This window comes from Brevibacterium sp. K11IcPPYGO002, from assembly GCF_050920635.1.
Lineage (GTDB): Bacteria > Actinomycetota > Actinomycetes > Actinomycetales > Brevibacteriaceae > Brevibacterium.
Map to the genome: position 1 here is coordinate 2828916 of NZ_CP131929.1, position 18421 is coordinate 2847336.

The following is an 18421-nucleotide window of genomic DNA, read 5'->3' on the forward strand; positions in this document are numbered from 1 at the left end:
GGCGTCGCCACCCACCGCCCTGCATGCGACGATGACTCTATGAGAATCGCTGTCATCGGAGCTGGAATCGGCGGGCTCTCGGCGGCCGTGGGACTGCAGAGAGCCGGCGCCGAGGTCACCGTGTTCGAACGTGCCCCCGAGGTGCGAGCCGGCGGTTCGGGGCTGTCGATCTTCGCCAACGGTCTCGCCGCGCTGGAGACGCTCGGCCTGCGCGAAGCCTTCGACGCCGTGACCGACTCCAGTGTCGAAGGCTTCGCTGCAGGTCAGCGCCGCGCCGATGGACGCTGGATCGTGCAGGTGCCCGACGAGGCCGTCGGTGCGCTGCGCATCGTCGACCGTGCCGACCTCCACCGCATCCTCCTCGATGCTTTGGCTCCTGGGACTGTGCGCACCGACGCCGAGGTGGCCTCGGCAGCATCCGATGGGACGCTGACTGTCACACCCGAATCCTCGCACCTCGATGCACCTGCACGTTTCGACCTCGTGATCGGCGCCGACGGTCTGCACAGCCGGGTCCGCACCGTCGTCGACGGTGAACCGGTGGCACCGCGGTACTCCGGATATTCGGCGTGGCGGGGCATCACCTCGGTGCCGGTGGCGCTGTCCGGCGAGGCCGGGGAATCGGTCGGGCGCGGACGCCGCTTCGGCATCGCCCCGCTGGCCGACGGCCGTGTCTACTGGTTCGCGGTGGCGAACATGCCCGAGAACGCGGTCTTCGCCGACGAGAAGGCCACCGCGCTGCAGATGTTCACCGGCTGGCACTCCCCCATCGCCGAGCTCATCGCCAACACCGACGCCGAGGCGGTCCGCCGCACCGCGATCTCCGACCTCTCCCGCCGGCTGGCCAGGTTCCACCGCGGCCGCGTCGTGCTGCTCGGGGATGCCGCACATGCGATGACACCGAACCTCGGCCAAGGCGGAGGCCAGGCTCTCGAAGATGCGGCGACGCTCACTGTCCTGCTCACCCCGCTGCTCGGGGACTCTCCGGGATCTGGGAGGACCCGGCTCGGACGAGCTGAAGAGCAAGCGGCCACAGGTGCGGGCACTCGCGCCGGCGTGAACCCGGACCACAGTGCGCGCACTCGCAACGGTGAGGAACCGGACCACAGTGCGGGCCCGAGGCCCTCAGTACCGCCAGACCTCGCTGCAGCACTGGGCCGCTATGACTCCCTGCGCCGCCCGCGGACGCAGTCGATCGCACAGAAGTCCCGCCTCATGGGGCAGATGTTCCAACTCGAATCGCCGCTGCTGGCGAGGCTGCGCAATGCGATCTTCTCAGCGATTCCCTCACGACTCATCGCCGCTCAGGCTGCGAGCGTCCAGAAATGGTCGCCGCCGCAGGTGTGATGCTGCCGGGCTCCGACCTGACCGCGGATCCGTTGCTGCGGTCAGCCCCGCTGACGCGAGTTAAGTGTGCGCAGATTGCCCGTCAGACGCGCCAGCGCAGAACTCAGGTCGCTATCGGATACTTTCGAGCGAGAAAAGTATCCGAAAGCGACCTATGTTCGGACGAGCACCTGCTTGAACCGGCTCAGTCGGTCAGGGCGCGGTTGTAGGCGTCGACGACCGGGGGCAGGAAGAAGCCCATGATCACGGCGATCGCGGTGACGAGGCAGGCGAGTCCCAGCAGCAGGGAACCGCCGATGACGCTGAAGGCGAAGACGATGACGAGCAGTTCGAAGGCGATCGCCGCCGGACGCGCCCACCGGTGCAGGCGCCAGGCGCCCCGGGCTGCGGCGCCGACACCGGCGGCGAAGATGAGGAACATGACGGCCAGACCGATCAGCGAGGCCGCCAGCGGTCCGGCGGTGATCGCCGTGATGACGAACGACACCGCCGCACCGATCAGGGCCAGTGCCTGGATGCCGAGGACGATGACGGGCAGCAGCATCGCCCGCGGGGTCGGAATCCCGTGCCCCTCAGGCTCCGGTGAGGCACCGGAGCCTGCGGTCCGGCCATTGCGTGAGCTCAAATGGTCACCCGGGCGAATCCGGGGATGAGGATCTCGTCGAGCATGCGCTCACGCACATCCAACGGCAGGAAGGCCGCGGTCACAGCATTGACCGTCGCCCATTCGAGGTCGGTCTGGTTCCAGCCGGCCTCATCGACGAGCAGACGCATCTCACGTGAGACGGAGGTGCCCGACATCAGCCGGTTGTCCGGGTTGATGGTGACGGCGAAGCCGAGGTCTTTCAGTCCCGTGATCGGGTGTCCGGCGATGGTGCCTCCGATGTCGGTCTGCAGGTTGGAGCTCGGGCACAGTTCGAGCGGGATCTGCTGGTCGAGGACCCAGGCGGCGAGGCTGCCGAGCTGGCCCTGACCGTCGACGATGTCCATGTCCTCGACGATGCGCGCACCATGGCCCAGACGCTGGGCATGGCAGATGGTGACCGCCTCATGGATGGATTCCTTGCCGGCGGCCTCACCGGCATGGATCGTCACCGGCACATACGCCTGATGCAGGGCGTTGAAGGCGGAGAGGTGCGCAGACGGCGGGAAGCCGTTCTCGGGTCCGGCGATGTCGAATCCGACGACACCGGAATCCGCGCCCTTCTCGCGATGGCGGATGGCCAGTTCGGCGATCGCCAGGGAGTTTTCGGCCTGCCGCATGGCCGTGATGAGCTGGCCGACGCGGATGTACTTGCCCTCGGCCGCGGCCTCGGAGACACCGGCCTCCAGACCCTCCTGGACGGCTTCGACGACGGCGTCGAGTTCGAGTCCGCCCTCGAGGTGCTGTTCGGGAGCCCACCGGGCTTCGGCGTAGAAGACGCCGTCGGCCACCTGGTCGAGGACCCATTCCTTGGCCACTCGGCGCAGGTTGTCCTCGCTCTGCATGACCGCCACGGTGTGCGAGAACGTCTCGAGGTAGCGGACCAGGTCACCGGAGTTCGCGGACTCCGAGAACCACCGGCGCAGCGACTCGGCATCGGTGGCGGGCAGGGTGTGACCGATCGAGTCGGCCAGCTCGAGCATCGTCGACGGGCGCAGACCGCCGTCGAGGTGATCGTGGAGGGAGACTTTGGGCAGCTGCAGGATGGGGTCGTCCGATGCGACGCCGGCGGGTACATTCATCACCGTCTCAGCTTATCCGATGCGGCGTGCGCCCCTCATCCCTTCTCCGGGTCGATCTCCCCGCTCTTGATCCGCTCCCGCAGGTCCGTGATCCCCCGTCCGGCGTCGGAGACACGGGAGAGGAATCCGTCCTCGGCGACGATCCGCACCCCGCCGTTGTCGATCGTGCCCTCGTACCGTCGCTCGCTGACTTCGAAGCCGCCGATCTCCTCCGGTTCCGTCTTCGGGGCGGGGGCCACCTCGTCGGGGTTCCTGCTCTGCGGCCAATCGGGGAACATCGTCCGCAGTCCGCGGCGCACGTTCGGCTCCACGGTGGCCACGATCACCTTCGAGAACCCGCCCGCGGTGCCGTACCAGATGACCTTCGGCAGGCTCGGCCCATCGTCCCCGCTCTCCGGGTCCTCCGTGGCCGCGGTCAGGTCGGTCCGCTTCTCATCCGCCGAGGTGACCACTCCCATCGCGGCCGCCGATCCGAACGGAACGAGCACGTCGACATCGGCGTCGAAGGATCGTTCGAAGTAGTCCTTCCCGGCGTCGCGGGTGTCGTCGATCGCCCGCGGCGAACCGTTCGCCGAGGCGGCCCGGTCCGAGGAGGGATGGTAGGACTCCGCTTTCGGCAGGTCCTCGTCCTTCTCCTTGTTGTACAGATCGACACCGGCGTCGAAGGCGGCCAGGATGCGGTCGGCCTGCGGGAATCCGTGCGAGACGACGATGCCGACTTTTCCCGTCTCAGAGGCAGTGGCCGCGGTGAAGCCGGCGATGAACGCCGGTGGGACGAGGTCGAAATCCATGCTCAGCACGTTCTTCGGCAGGTCGTCGGTGCCGGGCGAGACCCCGAGGAACAGGTCGTCGGGGTGAGCCGCGGCGAAGTCCGCGAGTTCGTCCGCTCCGCCGGGGCCGATGACCGTGGTCAGTGCACAGTCGTGCCCGTGCATCCGATCCAATGCCGCCGAGGTGGCCGACCCACCCGAGACGCGTTGACTCGAGGTGCCTGAGAAGACCCCGGCCCCGCGGGCCAGTTCCGTCTCTTCGAGGGTGAGTGCACCGGCGGAGTGATCGTCGAAGCCGGCCGGGGCCGAGACGAGGCAGCCCAGCCGTTCCTCTTCGAGGGCGTCGGGGGCCGTGACGGAGCAGGCGCTGAGCGTGAGGACGCCGACCGCGGCGAGCGCGGCGATCTGCGTGGTTCGGGCTCTTATCCTCATGAGTCCAAGATTATCGGCCCGCCCTGACACGGCGTAATAAGACATCGTCCGAGGCAGGTCAGAGGGCAGCGGCGGCCGACCGCGTGCGGGCAATCAGCCGCCGGGCCATCACCGGTCGCGGTCGAGGACCTTGAGCGCGGTGGCCGTGAACACGCGGGCGGCGATCTCCACGGCACGTTCGTCGATGAGCAGATCACCCTGGTGGATGTCGTAGGTGATGCCGCCGGGTGTCCGGGTGCCCAGACGGATGAGCGCTCCCGGGCAGTGGGTGAGGTACCACGCGAAGTCCTCCCCGCCCATGGACTGCGGGGTCAGCTGCACCGAGTTCTCGCCGAGTTCCCCGCGGACGGCGGATTCGATGAGGGTGACCTGGTCTTCGGTGTTGACCACCGGTGGGACGCCTCGGCGATGTTCGAGGTCGACCTCGACTCCGTAGGGTCCGGCGATGCGGTCGACGAGCTCGGGCAGCACCTCGGCGACCTGGTTCCAGCCGTCGACGTCGAGGCACCGCAGAGTTCCGCGCAGGATCCCCTCGCTGGGGACGACGTTCGCGGCATGGCCGGCGCTGATCTCGCCCCACACCAGAGAGATCGCGTGGCGCGGGTCGATCAGCCGGCCCAGGGTCGAGGGCAGATCGGTGGCGAGTTTGCCCAGCGCGTAGACGAGGTCCTCGGTCAGGTGCGGACGCGAGGTGTGCCCTCCGTGACCGGACAGGCGGATGATGACGGTGTCGCCGGCGGCGGTGATGGCGCCGATGCGCGAACCGACCTTGCCGATGTCGACGTTCGGGTCGCAGTGGACGGCGTAGACCTCGGGCACGTCGTCGAGCACGCCTTGGGAGATCACGCGCAGGGCACCGCCCGGGGTGACTTCCTCACCGGGCTGGAAGATCAGGCGCACCCGGACGCCGAGTCCGCCGGGCCGTGTCTCGTGGATCTTCTGCAGGGCGATGCCGGCACCGATGAGGGAGGTCAGGTGGACGTCGTGGCCGCAGGCGTGGGCGACGCCGGGCACGGTGGACCGGAATTCCTCATCGATGAGGTCATCGACCGGCAGGGCGTCGATATCGGCGCGCAGCCCCACGGCCACTGGCCCGTCGCCGATGTCGCAGACGACTCCGGTGCTCTCGAGGCGCCGGGGCTTGAGGCCGGCGGCCTCGAGGCGGGCGACGATCTTGTCGGTGGTCTCGAACTCCTGGAAGGACAGTTCCGGATGGGCATGGATGTCGCGGCGGAAATCGATGAGTTCAGCACCGATCTCAGCGATTGTCGAGCTGATCACGTCGGGTCCTTCAGAGCGGGGAGGTCGGGGATGGGCGATGTCGAACATTTCAAGCCATGCTAGGCACTCGATGTCATAAATGTGCCCATTGCGACCAATTTCGACATACTTCGCGTCCTGCTTTCCCACCCTCGCCGAGGCGACCGCCCCGTTCACGTCCGCCCACCCCTGCCGTGCACGACAGGGTACAGATCCGCCCGGTTCCGGAGACGGCCCTCCAGGATCAGAGCAGTTCGTCGAGTCCGCGCTCACCGGCGAGGGACACGGCTTTCTTCACATCCTGGGCGTGTGAGCGGGAGGTGATGAGCAGGACGTCGTCGGTGTCGACGACGACGAGGTCGTCGAGCCCGACGATGGCCACCGTCCGCGGTCCTTCGGAGAACACGACGCCCGAGGCATCGACCTCGAGCAGGTCGGTGTTCCCGCCGATCGAGATCACTCCCCGCGGTTCCCCGGGCACCGGCTGGCGCAGCCTGGCCACCGAATCGAAGTCGCCGACGTCGTCCCAGCCGAAGTCACCGGGAATGACGATGACACGACCGGCCGCGGCTGCCGGTTCGGCCACCACATAGTCGATGGCTCGCTTCTCCAGTCCGGGCCACACGGCGCTGAGGACCTCGTCATGATCCGGGGTGTCCCAGGCTTCGGCGATCCGGGCCAGCCCCGAATAGAGCGGCGGGTCCTCCTCGGCGAGGATGTCGAGCAGGGCGGAGGCCTTGGCGATGAACATGCCCGCGTTCCAGCGGTAGCGTCCGGAGTTCACATACTGACGAGCCGTGCTCGCCTCCGGCTTCTCCGCGAATGCCAGCGCCCGCCGGGCCGTGGGCGCCCCGTCGAGTCCGAGCAGGTCACCGGTCTCGATATAGCCGTAGGCCGTGGCGGGATTGCGGGGCATGATGCCGACCGTGACGATGTCTCCGGTCTCCGCGGCCGCGACGGCCTGATCGATGACGAGCCGGAATTCGTCGACGTTCGTGATCGAATGATCGGCGGAGAACGATCCGACGATGGCCTCGGGATCCTCGCGGGCGATGAGCATGGCGGCCAGCCCGATGGCGGCAGCGGAATCCTTCGGTGAGGGTTCGGCGATGATCTGGCCGCGGGCGATATGCGGCAGCTGTTCGGCGACCTGATCGAAGTGGCTCTCGCCGGTGACCACCCAGACTCTGTCGTCGCCGACGATCGGCGCGACCCGATCCCAGGTGGCCTGGATGAGGCTGCGACCGAGACCGAGGACATCGTGGAGGAACTTCGGCGTCGCCCGGCGAGACAGCGGCCACAGGCGCGTTCCGGATCCGCCGGCGGGGATGATGGCGTGGAAGTGCGTGTTCACGGATTCAGTGTCTCAGAGTTCGGGCACGCCTTCCCCGAGGTTGCCCGCCGTGTCGGATGAGCCGAACCACAGGCACCCGGTGGGGATCTCCCCACCTCAGGACCGCCTCGGCGATGGTGCTCCCGTGTTCCCGGGCCGTCAAGGTCAGAACGAGAACGAGACAATTTAGAGCACACGACTGTGATGTAAATGAAATTCCGTGAAACGGTGAATCCCAGTTTTGAGGGAATTGCCAGGGTTGCGGTGTGATCCGGGACGCTCACCCGTGTCTCGACTGGCACGGAAGCGGTCTTCGGCGTAGTTTCTAGACGTACACACCCGAATTATCAAGATGGAGGATGCTCCGTGGCCAAAGCGTCTACGGGCACTCTGTACCGAGGAAACGAAGGAATGTGGTCCTGGGTCGCGCATCGCGTCACAGGCGTCGGAATCTTCTTCTTCCTTCTGGTCCACGTGCTCGATACTGCCCTCGTCCGCGTCTCGCCCGAGGCCTACAACGCAGTGATCGGAACCTACAAGACACCGGTCATGGCATTCGGTGAGATCGCGCTCGTCGCCGCAATCGCATTCCATGCGTTCAACGGTCTGCGCGTCATTCTCGTCGATTTCTCGAAGAGTGGCCCGAAAAATCAGAAGAAGCTGTTCTGGGGAGTCATGGTTGTGTGGCTCATCATCATGATCGCCTTCATTCCCCGCCAGCTGATGCACACCTTCGGAGGCTGACATGAGCACAACATCCATTCCGGCTCCGCGGACCGGCTACTCCCGGCACAAGTCGACGCGCTCGAAGTTCGAGATGTTCGCATGGCTGTTCATGCGCATCTCCGGCGTCGTGCTCGTCATCCTCATCTTCGGCCACCTGTTCGTGAACCTGTGGGCCGGCGACGGCGTCCAGGCCATCGACTTCGGATTCGTCGCAGGCAAGTGGGCCAGCCCGTTCTGGCAGATCTGGGATCTGCTCATGCTGTGGCTGGCGATGCTGCACGGCACCAACGGTCTGCGCACCATCATCATGGACTACTCCGAGAAGCCCGGCACACGCATGTCCCTGCAGGTGATCCTCTACATCGCCTCGGTCATCGTCATCGTGCTCGGCACGCTCGTCATCTTCACGTTCGATCCCTGCCCGGCCGGAGCGGACCCCTCGGTCCTGGCTGAGTTCTGCAAGGCCTAAAGGAGAAACATGCAGGTACATCATTACGACGTCGTCATCGTCGGCGCCGGCGGCGCCGGCATGCGTGCGGCGATCGAGTCGGGCCAGCGTGCCCGCACCGCCGTTCTCACGAAGCTCTACCCCACCCGTTCGCACACCGGTGCCGCCCAGGGCGGAATGTGCGCCGCACTGGCGAACGTGGAAGAGGACAACTGGGAATGGCACACCTTCGACACCGTCAAGGGCGGTGACTACCTGGTCGACCAGGACGCCGCGGAGGTGATGGCCAAGGAAGCCATCGACGCCGTCCTCGACCTCGAGAAGATGGGGCTGCCGTTCAACCGCACCCCCGAGGGCAAGATCGACCAGCGTCGCTTCGGCGGACACACCCGCGACCACGGCAAGTCCGCCGTGCGCCGCTCCTGCTACGCCGCAGACCGCACCGGTCACATGATCCTCCAGACCCTGTACCAACAGTGCGTCAAGCACGGCGTGGAGTTCTACAACGAGTTCTACGTCCTCGACCTCCTCATGACCGAGGTCGACGGGGTCAAGCGCCCGGCCGGAGTCGTGTCCTACGAACTGGCCACCGGCGAGATCCACGTCTTCCAGGCCAAGTCGGTCGTCTTCGCCACCGGCGGTGTCGGCAAGGTCTTCAAGACCACCTCGAACGCGCACACCCTGACCGGTGACGGCATGGCCGTGACCTACAACCGCGGGATCCCTCTGGAGGACATGGAGTTCTTCCAGTTCCACCCCACAGGCCTCGCCGGCCTGGGCATCCTGCTCTCCGAGGCGGCACGTGGCGAGGGCGGCATCCTCCGCAACTCCGAGGGTGAGCGCTTCATGGAGCGCTACGCCCCGACGATCAAGGACCTCGCTCCGCGTGACATCGTGGCCCGTTCGATGGCCAACGAGGTGCGCGAGGGCCGCGGCTGCGGACCGAACAAGGACTACGTCCTGCTCGACCTCACCCACCTCGAGCCCTCTCACATCGACGAGAAGCTGCCGGACATCACCGAGTTCGCCCGCACCTACCTCGGTGTGGAGCCCTACACGGAGCCGGTGCCGGTCTTCCCGACCGCGCACTACGCGATGGGCGGCATCCCGACGAACATCGAAGCCGAAGTGCTCGCCGACAACGACACCGTCATCCCCGGCCTCTACGCCGCTGGTGAGTGCGCCTGCGTGTCCGTGCACGGTTCGAACCGTCTGGGCACGAACTCGCTGCTCGACATCAACGTCTTCGGCAAGCGTGCCGGCATCGCCGCTGCGGAATATGCGCAGACCGCCGAGTTCGTGGAGCTGCCCGAGAGCCCGGCGACCGACGTCGTCGAGATGCTCGAGAAGATGCGCACCTCGGACGGCACCGAGCGCATCGCGGCGATCCGCAAGGACCTGCAGGACATCATGGACGCCAACGTCCAGGTGTTCCGCACCGATGAGACGCTGCGTGAGGCTCTCGACGAGATCGCCAAGCTGCGCGAGCGCTACAACAACGTGGGCATCCAGGACCGCGGCAAGCGCTACAACCTCGATCTGCTCGAGGCCGTCGAGCTCGGCTTCCTGCTCGAGCTCGCCGAGGTCATCTCTGTCGCCGCCATCCACCGCAAGGAATCGCGCGGAGGACACTTCCGCGAGGACTTCCCGGATCGTGACGACGAGAAGTTCATGCACCACACGATGACCTACCTCGATCCCGAAGCGGAGACCGACGGCATCAAGGGCATGCGTCTGGAGACGAAGCCCGTCATCGTCACCCGTTACCAGCCGATGGAGCGTAAGTACTGATGAGCACCGATACCACCCCAGAGCCAGCGTCGAAGATCGACCTGCCGACCCACGTGTCCGGCGAAGGCGGGTCCATCCCGTCCTTCGACTGCACCTTCCGGATCGCCCGTTTCGACCCCGAGGTCGATTCGGAGCCGCACTGGGAGGAATACAACGTCACGATGTACGGCACCGACCGAGTGCTGGATGCCCTCCACAAGATCAAGTGGGAGATCGACGGTTCGCTGTCCTTCCGCCGGTCCTGCGCCCACGGCGTCTGCGGTTCCGATGCGATGCGCATCAACGGCCGCAACCGCCTGGCCTGCAAGACGCTGCTCAAGGACCTCGACACGTCCAAGCCGATCACCGTCGAGGCGATCAAGGGCCTTCCGCTCGAGAAGGACATGATCGTCGACATGGAGCCCTTCTTCCAGTCGTACCGCGAGGTCATGCCGTTCCTCGTCACCTCGGGACACGAGCCCACGCGTGAGCGTCTGCAGTCGGCCGAACAGCGTGAGGCTTTCGACGACACCACGAAGTGCATCCTCTGTGCAGCCTGCACCTCGTCGTGCCCCGTGTTCTGGACCGACGGCCAGTACTTCGGTCCGGCCGCGATCGTCAACGCGCACCGTTTCATCTTCGATTCGCGTGACGAGGGCGGAGACATGCGCCTCGAGGTCCTCAACGACAAGGAAGGCGTGTGGCGCTGCCGCACCACCTTCAACTGCACCGAGGCCTGCCCTCGCGGCATCGAGATCACCAAGGCCATCGCCGAGGTGAAGCAGGCGATCCTGCAGCGCGCATTCTGATCGCGTAAGCGCAAGTCAGACTGCAGCGGCCCCGCACCACACGGTGCGGGGCCGCTTTCGTCTGCCCCGCCTCGGTGGGTGGGGTACAGCCTCGGTGGGTGGGGCGCCTCGGGGAGAGGCGCCGCCTCGTTGGGTGGGGTGCCGCTGCGGTGGGTCGGGCGCCACGGTGAGGGTGCGGCCGCGGTGAGGAGGGGACAACTTCCTCAAATACACGGTTGAAGTCAGAGAGCACTGATTTGAACATGTGCCACTGGACTTCAACTGTGCTTTTGCGGAAGTGGTCCAGCCGCTTCGACAGCGTTCCAGCCGGATTACGGTCCACAGTTCTCTCAAATGCACAGTGAGGAACCTGAGCAGTCCGAAAGAATCTGTACCAAAAGCTCACTCCAGCCGATGGGAGGGCACCTCTGCCGGTGGAGCCCGCGCCGGCGGGTGCCGCGCCGGTCGGGACGCCTCCGTGGGTGACGCCTCGGTCGAGCGTGCGGACAAGGTGGATCTCGCCTCGGTGATGGTTCGTCCCTGTGAGGGAATCCTGAGGACGAGCTGCCTGAGGCGAAAGTAGACTGGGGCGCATGCGTTTCACCCGCTCGACTGCTTCCTCACCACGCGCCGTGCTCCTGCGCGTCCTCGGCTTCGCTGCCGCACTGCTGGTGCTCGCCGCCCAGCTCGTCCACTCCCCCGCACCCGCGCAGGCGGTGTCCCAGCCGGCGGAGTCGACAGCACCGGCGTATGTCAGTCCCGACGACCTCGGTGACGGCGCGAAGCCCCCGAAGCCGACGGGCACGTCCTGGCTTGTGGGCGACCTCGATTCCGGGGAGCTGCACGTGGCGAAGAACGTGGAGAAGCGGCACGCTCCGGCGTCGACGATCAAGCTGCTCACGGCTCTCGCGCTCGTCGACGAGTTCGCTGACAAGAAGAAGAAGGTGACCGCGGAGTTCGAGGACATGGAAGTCGATGGGACGAAGGTCGGTCTCATGCAGACGAACAAGTACTCGATCGATCTGCTCTTCCACGCGATGCTGATGTCGAGCGCCAATGATGCGGCGAATGCTCTGGGACGGGCAACCGGCGGGCAGGACAAGGCCGTGAAGCTGATGAACGAGAAGGCCGCGGAACTGGGCATGTCGAACACGCAGGCGAAGAACACCTCGGGCCTGGACGCGAAAGGCCAGTACACGACCGCCGAAGACCTCATGAAGCTCGCGTGGGCGGTGTGCGAGGACGACTACCTCATGAAGGTCATCGGCACGGAGACATACAAGTTCCCGGGCGGGAAGAACCCGCAGACGAAAGAGAAGTTCAAAGGCTACGAGATCCAGAATCACACGAAGATCGTCGGCCAGGTCGACGGCGGGCTGGGTCTGAAGAACGGGTTCACCCGGGCCGCGAAGGGTTCGTATGTGGCCGTGGCCGAGCGAGACGGGCACCGTGTGGTCGCGACGATGCTCGGCATCGACAACAACTCGCGTCAGGCCGCCGTCGACCTGCTCGAATGGGACTTCGCCCAGAAGAACCCGAAATCGCTGCAGACCGTTCCCGTCGGGGTTCAGGCCACCGCCGAGGCGGTCCCGACCGCCACTGGCAGCTCGAGTGATGTCGGGGGTGCCGAATCGGGTTCGAGCGGAGCGACGGAGTCCCAGAAGTCCGATGAGTCGGAGCCATCCATGGCGTCCCAGACCGTCGGTGCAGCACTGGACAATCCCCTGGCGCTCGTCCTCCTGGCGGGTGGGGTCGTGCTCTTCATCGCCACGGTGATCCTGTGGCTGCGAATCCGGGCACGGATGCAGGGCCTACGATAAGAGCATTCAGGGTTGTCTCGGCGAGAGGCCGGCGAAAACGATTTGCAGGTCCACCACGGCGAGAGGATCAACGTTGGGGTTCGGTGCCGCCTCGGCGAGACGGCCGGCGGTAAGGTCGGTCGACCTGAGCCTAGGGTTCTGACCTCAATTGGACAACGTGGACATCGACGCGTTACGCTTACAACTTGCGTTCGAAGTTGTCCGCGTTCATCGAACCGATCGTTGCGTTGCTCCTGACGACAAGCTTTTGAAGTCGTAGGCCCCGATCATGGTTCGACTTTGCAGATGAATGTTCCGGACACTGTGTCTCTTCGAATCGCAGATCCCCATGGCGACCACCCAATCGCCGTATTGAGAACCTGAAGAATAGCGCGCGTCGTTGCCTGCTATTCACAACTGAAGAAAGGAGGGAACCATGTCTGAGTTCCCACAGTGGGTCCAGCGCGGACTCGCACACGCAGGAATGATCGATCCCCGGATCAGCCGTCAGGCTCCTGGTGAGATCACGATCGAAGATGCGACCGGCCGTGTTGTGCTGTTCACCGGCACTTCGCTGCGTGAGATCACGCCGATGGCCGCCGCCTGATACGAACCTCGGTCACCCCGATCTGCAGGGATCAGCACGGCCCAACCGGGTCGGCCCGATCCTCACTGATTGAGAAGACGCCCACTTGCTGCCGGGTTTTAAGCAGCGGGTGGGCGTCTGTCATTCACGGCCGCATCGAATACGGCTACACTCCCCTATGACAACGGCCAACGGCCCATCCGAGCGAGTGTGCTCGGATGGGCCGTTTCGGCATCTGTGGCGCGAGGACTCAGAAGTCCCAGTCGTCGTCTTCGGTGTTCCCGGCCTTGCCGATGACGTAGGACGATCCCGAACCGGAGAAGAAGTCGTGGTTCGTTCTCCCTCCGAGGTGAACCGTGTGATCGTTGAATTCTCGCGGCTGCCGGGTGGGTTGCGCCTGGGTTGAATGTGGGTTGATTTGGGCGAAGTGTGGGCAATTTCTGGGCAATCGTGGGCACTCATTGCCCTGGCCACCACACATCATCCGGCGGCAACCACACGCCGATAGTCTGCATGCGCCGGTCCTTGATCTCAACGAAGATCGCCCCGTCGAAGCCGAGGCGCGTGGCGGTGCCATCGACCCCTACGGCGCCGTCCCGCTCGAACACGACACGAGCACGCACCCGCAGCGGCGGACGGTCCCGGAAGGAACCGCGGGCGCCGGCCTCGTTGCGGATCTTCTGCCAGTACCGCCAAGTGGCTGTGCCGTAGTCCTCATATTCGATCATGAGTTCTATTATGCATCCGCTACCCTATAGCCATGCCCTCAAAGATGAGCCCAGCATGAGCACTTGTGCCGCAGTGTGGTGTGACCGGGATGCGGTTGCGCGTGGGTTGTGCAAACGCTGCTATGACCGGTACCGGCGTGGCACCAGCCCCATCTCTCCAACCAAGCGTCACGCGGTGGCCGAGGACAAGGCGCGACTGCGCGAGGAGATCACCCTGCGACGTGAGGCCGGGCAGAGCATTGCCGACATTGCGGCCGCCGTCGGGGTGAACACCTCAACGGCGAGTAGGTGGCTGCGCGAATGGGAAGTCGAAGTCGGGCAGCGCGAAGATGCGAGAGCCGCGAACCTGTGGCGGCCGTGGACACGCGACGACATCGACTTCGCGACCGGTCGCACCGACCTCACAGTGGCTGAGCGCGCCCAAGCGTTGGGGCGGTCGGTGTCGTCGATCGAAGAGATCGTCCGGAAGCACAGTTCGAGGACCTGAGAGTGCCGTCCGGTGATCAGCTCATGCCGGCGCGGATCTTAAGACGAGACACGAACGATCGTGCTTCTGACCACCTCGCAGTGAACACCACCATGCTGACCTTGTTCACCGGAAGATGCGGAACCTTGTCTCCCGGCTTGATCACGAGCTTACGATCATCCAGTTCACTCCCCAGCGTTGTTGAAGGAGCAATGGATCCATCGTCCAGAAGCCAGAACCACCGGTTGTCGATTCGGAATCGCAACGTCCACCCATCGAGTTGATGACCGGGACGCGTGAACCGGGAATTGTCGATGGCAGTTTCGCCGTCGTTGGCATAGACGCTGGTCGGGACATGGTATTCCAGACCTCCGCTCTTCAGCCGAGTCACGCTGACTTCCTGTGCTTTGGAGCGGGTCATCTGCACGTCCTCGGAGGATTGCCCGCTGTGGAATCGGACTGGGTAGGTGAGGCTCTGTCGGCGACGTTCGTGCTGAGATGTGTCTTTGGCCTGGCCGGAGTTGAACCGGCTCTCGGCCTCACCTATCGCATGCAGGATGAAGTCAGACGATTCCTGGCGCAGGCGCCCGAGGACGCTCTTGGCGTGCGTGTAGTCGATGTCTCCTGAGAAGCTGTTGATATCGGATTCCGCGCCGAAACGCTGCGCGTCCAGTCCGAACGTTGCCAGGAAGTTCGGGACCTTCTGACCGTTGCGACGGCCGGCGAAGAACGTCTTCTCGAACAGCAGTGAGAAACAGCATCCGTGGAAGGAGTTCGTGAATACTGCTTCGGCGTTCTGGATATAACCCAGCCACTCTTCCATTCCCACGTCGTAGCGGGAGACGTGCTTGACGTCGGGGTCGGTTACCTTCCCGTACTTGAACGGACGATCCGACAGTTCAACGACTGTCAGGTCGTGCAGCTTCGCGTACTCGACGGCTTTGTCGATCGTGTCTGAGGCCTGCTCCATCACGTAGTACAGGGCGACGTATCGTTCCTCGCTGGGTTTGACCGCCACTTCGTCCCAGAACGACCTGTCGTGCAGCAGCACTGGGTCCAACACCAGTGGTGCTCGGTTGTCAGATTTCGCTTCGATGTACTCGCCGAAGTCGCGCTCTCGCACCGTGATGGTGTCGATGTCGTCAAGGTACTCGAAGAAGAGGGCTTCTTGTCTGTCGTTGAAGTCCTTGGAAGCTCCGCGGCTCGCCGCATAGGCGATCTTCTGCTTGCCCTCGAATGCTTTGCTTCCGAGCAAGAAGCCGCGGTCGAAGTCGTGCTTGGCGAGGGACTGCCAGATCACGTCCGTGACGCAGATGTAGCAGTCGAACCCAGGATCTTCCACTTCGAGGAGATCCGAATCGTACTGTTCTTCGGTGAATTTCAGGCGGTCTTTGACGAACGCTTCGAACTTATCGAGCCGCCGTTCACGTTCTGCCGACGCGGTCCGGTACCCCAGGGCCATGTCTGCGAGTTTGTCGAGCGTCGCTCTGCTCGACTTCTTCTTCACCGCTTCACGGTATTTGCGCTCTGCGTCCTTGGCGGGGTAACGCATATCGAAGTTTCCGTAGTAGACCGGCTTGTAGTCCAAGATGGTCGACGAGTAGCCGTTCTGGGACAGGAATTGTTGGAAAGCATAGATGTGAAGGTCGCACGCGAAGTTCAGATATTTGGCGTACTTGTTGATTCCTATGAGGCCGATTTCCATGCGGCTCCCTCCGGCGCGAGCGTGACTACGTGAACAGTGAAGCGGTCACCGGATACTATCAGAAAACGTTCAGCATCCGACTTCGGATGTGATTGAGCGTGTCGAGCTCGCGCAGGATCTGCTCAGCAGATGAACGACGAAAAGGCTCCGGTCTCACTTCGCTGTGAGCCCGGGGCGGTTTGCGCACGGTGCGATACTGGGGCCATGCATGAGCCTGCTCACGAAGAACTCGCCGAGTACCTCTTCAGTCCCGACCATGTGTTGTGGGTGCGACTGCAGTATCGGGCCAAGGCGGGTAAACCAACCCACCGCTTCAAGTATGAGAAGAAGCGACTAAAGGAGCTCGGCGCGAAATATATCCCGCGTCTCCAGGTCTGGGAGTTGCCGCAGGTAGAGGAAACCCTGAGGGTGCTTGACTGGATCTGGAAACAGTCGACTCCCGTACTGTATGTCAAGGAGCATCACGAAGAAATTTCGCCCGAAGACCTTTAGCACGCGAGAATCGCAAAAGCGGCCCCGACCCCACCGTGAGGTGAGGCCGGGGCCGTCTTCATATCGGAGGACTATTCTGCGTCTGCTGGTGGATGCTCTGCGACGCAGAACAGGTTCCCTTCGGGGTCGGCAAGTGTCGTCCATCGAACGTGAGGATGCTCATCGAGGACGTCCCACTTAAACGTCGCGCCGAGCGAGACTGCCCGATCGACCTGGGATCTGCGCTGGCCCCATGGGACAGTGAGATCGAGGTGAGAGTCCTGGTGGTCCGGGCGCGGTGTCGTCCGCGGCTGGAACATCATCGGCACGCCGCCGCTCTCGTGAGCCGGTAGGTACGCCATCCCCGAGTAATGGTTCGGTGACACGTCGAGAAAGCTCGCCCAGAATTCGCCGAGGGCCTCGGGATTGTCTGCCTGGACGTTCCAGGCGCCGAGTGTCAGTGGGGCGTGTTCTGTCATAGGTGGAGCCTTCCCTGTTCAATCTGTGGTCATCGGTATTGCTTCAACCAATGCATGAACTCGCGTATTCCGTCACGACCGCTCGGGGTTCCGGGACGACAAACGCCCCGACTTCACCGCAGTGAGGCCGGGGCGTTGCTGTACCGAGGTCAGTGCTTCGGGCGGTAGTCCTCGACCGGTGGGGTGTTGTCCACCTCGGCGGCAGCGAGCGCTTCGAGACCTTCGTCTGTGGGTTCTTCGTCGTCGATGTCGTCGAGTGGTTCGTCGTCGTCATCGTCTGGGTCGATTTCTTCGGCGTTGTCGGTGTCGAACGGGGTGTTGTCGAGGTAGACGGGTCGGGAGGGTTTGCCGAGCAGCACCCCCGCGTTGGGGAACTTCTGTTCGAGGGCTCGGGCGATGATGTAGTAGGCGATCGCGATGAGTGCGCCGAGGACGGTGCCGATGAGTTCGCGTCCTTCGTCGGAGAGTTCGAAGCCTACGGTGGCGAGGGCGCTGGCAATTGCGCCGACGATGATGGGGACGACGGTGCGGATGATTGAGGTTGTCATGGGTCAGCCTTTCATTGACTTGGGGTGGATGGAGGTGATCTTGGCTGTTCTGGAGTTCGTCCAGACGAGGAGGCGGAGACGGTTGCTACGGCCACCGCCGCCTTTGCCCTTGCCGCCGATCTGGGTGGGGGCCATGTAGGTTCCACCGCTGGTGCCGACGAACTCTTGCTTCGGGTAGCGGTCGGTGATCTTCGTCTTCGTGCCCTTCTTGTAGGACGAGATGATGTACCGGAACTGGATGGATTCGCCGGGTTTGAGTCCTTCGACGGTGATTCCGGTTTGAGCCATGAAGGGGTGGCCGTTGCAGGTGAGGATCGAGACGTCGCCCTGTGAGTTGAGGTGGACGTGTTCCCACTTGTTGTAGGTGAGTTTCTGTTGGCCTGCATAATGCTTGCCGCCGCTGTATTTGGACATGCCGAGGATTCCTTCCGATGAGGTGGCGGGGGTGGTGGAGCCGGTCTGGGCGAGTTTGACGATTCCGGGCACCTGGGAGATGCGTTTCCGGCCGGGGCAGACTTTGCCGGCGTACTTCGACCACTGGTAGCGGGTGCCCTTGTATTTGCTGGGAAGTTCGTTCCCGGGCACTCCCATGGCGTGGTAGCCGATGCCGCGGTCGCGGGAGTTGGCCATCATGCGGATGGGAATGTCGTGGGTCTTGCACGCCCAGACGATGATCTTCACGATCGCGGCGATCTGCTTCGCGTTCCAATAGGGCACGTTGTCCCCGCGGGTGTTCCAGCGTCCGAATGAGCCGCCGTAGTCGGCGGTCTCGATGCTGATGACGTGGCCGGATCCGAGGTAGTTCGCGTCGGCGGTGTACTTGGTGTCGACCCATTGGTAGATCTCACCGTGTTCGCCGACTCCGAAGTGGGATTCAGTGCCGACGGTGCCGTCCTTCTGGAACATGCTGTCGGTGCCGGCGAGACTGCCCACCATGGTGTGGAGACAGACTCCCTGGTAGGACTTCATGCGGCCTTGTCTGGCCTGGTTCGATAGGAACCTGTTCACGGCTCCTGGCATCATGGCCATAGCTACCCCTT

At 64.2% G+C, this 18421-nt stretch carries 19 protein-coding genes; 9 read left to right on the top strand and 10 right to left on the bottom strand.

The window, feature by feature from the left end:
* The first annotated feature begins 39 nt into the window (after positions 1 to 39).
* Positions 40 to 1347: an FAD-dependent monooxygenase gene (locus tag QYM46_RS12840; RefSeq protein WP_432789220.1), complete on the top strand. Its 1308-nt coding sequence runs from the start codon at positions 40 to 42 to the stop codon at positions 1345 to 1347.
* A 184-nt stretch (positions 1348 to 1531) separates the two neighbouring features.
* Here the strand turns inward: QYM46_RS12840 and QYM46_RS12845 are convergent, their stop codons facing one another.
* The 5 genes from QYM46_RS12845 to QYM46_RS12865 all read right to left on the bottom strand — a co-directional run bounded on the left by QYM46_RS12845 (position 1532) and on the right by QYM46_RS12865 (position 6888).
* Positions 1532 to 1972, bottom strand: a complete 441-nt coding sequence (locus QYM46_RS12845; RefSeq protein WP_432789221.1) for a hypothetical protein — start codon at positions 1970 to 1972, stop codon at positions 1532 to 1534.
* On the bottom strand, positions 1969 to 3072 hold the full coding sequence (locus QYM46_RS12850; RefSeq protein ID WP_432791738.1) for an adenosine deaminase: 1104 nt from the start codon (positions 3070 to 3072) through the stop codon (positions 1969 to 1971). The genes QYM46_RS12845 and QYM46_RS12850 overlap by 4 nt, the downstream gene beginning before the upstream one ends.
* Before the next feature lie 35 nt (positions 3073 to 3107).
* Complete coding sequence (locus tag QYM46_RS12855) at positions 3108 to 4274, bottom strand: BMP family ABC transporter substrate-binding protein (RefSeq protein WP_432789222.1); 1167 nt, start codon at positions 4272 to 4274, stop codon at positions 3108 to 3110.
* Positions 4275 to 4382: 108 nt separating this feature from the next.
* Complete coding sequence (locus QYM46_RS12860) at positions 4383 to 5555, bottom strand: amidohydrolase (protein ID WP_432789223.1); 1173 nt, start codon at positions 5553 to 5555, stop codon at positions 4383 to 4385.
* 223 nt (positions 5556 to 5778) lie between these two features.
* A complete protein-coding gene (locus QYM46_RS12865; RefSeq protein ID WP_025778708.1) occupies positions 5779 to 6888 on the bottom strand; it encodes a mannose-1-phosphate guanylyltransferase in 1110 nt (369 codons plus the stop codon).
* 345 nt (positions 6889 to 7233) lie between these two features.
* Here QYM46_RS12865 and sdhC point away from each other — a divergent pair, with 345 nt between their 5' ends.
* From sdhC to QYM46_RS12895, 6 genes are all read left to right on the top strand, one after another.
* Positions 7234 to 7611 (top strand): succinate dehydrogenase, cytochrome b556 subunit, encoded by a 378-nt coding sequence (sdhC, locus tag QYM46_RS12870; RefSeq protein ID WP_081770431.1) that lies wholly within the window; start codon positions 7234 to 7236, stop codon positions 7609 to 7611.
* A 1-nt stretch (position 7612) separates the two neighbouring features.
* The gene (locus tag QYM46_RS12875; RefSeq protein ID WP_025778711.1) at positions 7613 to 8062 is read left to right on the top strand and encodes a succinate dehydrogenase hydrophobic membrane anchor subunit; all 450 of its coding nucleotides are present in this window, start codon (positions 7613 to 7615) and stop codon (positions 8060 to 8062) included.
* A 9-nt stretch (positions 8063 to 8071) separates the two neighbouring features.
* Entirely contained in the window at positions 8072 to 9832 is a 1761-nt protein-coding gene (gene sdhA / locus QYM46_RS12880) for a succinate dehydrogenase flavoprotein subunit (protein ID WP_169252811.1), read from the top strand.
* Positions 9832 to 10620, top strand: a complete 789-nt coding sequence (locus QYM46_RS12885; RefSeq protein ID WP_169252812.1) for a succinate dehydrogenase iron-sulfur subunit — start codon at positions 9832 to 9834, stop codon at positions 10618 to 10620. The genes sdhA and QYM46_RS12885 overlap by 1 nt, the downstream gene beginning before the upstream one ends.
* Positions 10621 to 11192: 572 nt before the next feature.
* Positions 11193 to 12419 carry a D-alanyl-D-alanine carboxypeptidase family protein gene (locus tag QYM46_RS12890; protein WP_432789224.1) on the top strand — a complete coding sequence of 409 codons (1227 nt, stop codon included), beginning with the start codon at positions 11193 to 11195 and terminating at the stop codon, positions 12417 to 12419.
* 415 nt (positions 12420 to 12834) lie between these two features.
* Complete coding sequence (locus QYM46_RS12895) at positions 12835 to 13005, top strand: hypothetical protein (RefSeq protein WP_155807412.1); 171 nt, start codon at positions 12835 to 12837, stop codon at positions 13003 to 13005.
* 437 nt (positions 13006 to 13442) lie between these two features.
* Here the strand turns inward: QYM46_RS12895 and QYM46_RS12900 are convergent, their stop codons facing one another.
* On the bottom strand, positions 13443 to 13712 hold the full coding sequence (locus QYM46_RS12900; protein WP_432789225.1) for a hypothetical protein: 270 nt from the start codon (positions 13710 to 13712) through the stop codon (positions 13443 to 13445).
* 175 nt (positions 13713 to 13887) lie between these two features.
* On the opposite strand from QYM46_RS12900, the gene QYM46_RS12905 reads away from it, so the two are divergent.
* On the top strand, positions 13888 to 14199 hold the full coding sequence (locus QYM46_RS12905) for a helix-turn-helix domain-containing protein (protein WP_432789226.1): 312 nt from the start codon (positions 13888 to 13890) through the stop codon (positions 14197 to 14199).
* 16 nt (positions 14200 to 14215) lie between these two features.
* Here the strand turns inward: QYM46_RS12905 and QYM46_RS12910 are convergent, their stop codons facing one another.
* Positions 14216 to 15883: a polysaccharide pyruvyl transferase family protein gene (locus QYM46_RS12910; protein WP_432789227.1), complete on the bottom strand. Its 1668-nt coding sequence runs from the start codon at positions 15881 to 15883 to the stop codon at positions 14216 to 14218.
* A gap of 204 nt (positions 15884 to 16087) precedes the next feature.
* Between QYM46_RS12910 and QYM46_RS12915 the strand changes: the two genes are divergently transcribed.
* Positions 16088 to 16375 carry a hypothetical protein gene (locus QYM46_RS12915; protein WP_432789228.1) on the top strand — a complete coding sequence of 96 codons (288 nt, stop codon included), beginning with the start codon at positions 16088 to 16090 and terminating at the stop codon, positions 16373 to 16375.
* 71 nt (positions 16376 to 16446) lie between these two features.
* On the opposite strand, the gene QYM46_RS12920 is transcribed toward QYM46_RS12915, so the two are convergent.
* The 3 genes from QYM46_RS12920 to QYM46_RS12930 form a co-directional block, all read right to left on the bottom strand.
* Entirely contained in the window at positions 16447 to 16833 is a 387-nt protein-coding gene (locus QYM46_RS12920) for a VOC family protein (protein WP_432789229.1), read from the bottom strand.
* Positions 16834 to 16982: 149 nt separating this feature from the next.
* Positions 16983 to 17381, bottom strand: a complete 399-nt coding sequence (locus QYM46_RS12925) for a hypothetical protein (RefSeq protein WP_432789230.1) — start codon at positions 17379 to 17381, stop codon at positions 16983 to 16985.
* A gap of 3 nt (positions 17382 to 17384) precedes the next feature.
* Positions 17385 to 18350: a peptidoglycan recognition protein family protein gene (locus QYM46_RS12930; RefSeq protein ID WP_432789231.1), complete on the bottom strand. Its 966-nt coding sequence runs from the start codon at positions 18348 to 18350 to the stop codon at positions 17385 to 17387.
* Between the last annotated feature and the right edge of the window lie 71 nt (positions 18351 to 18421).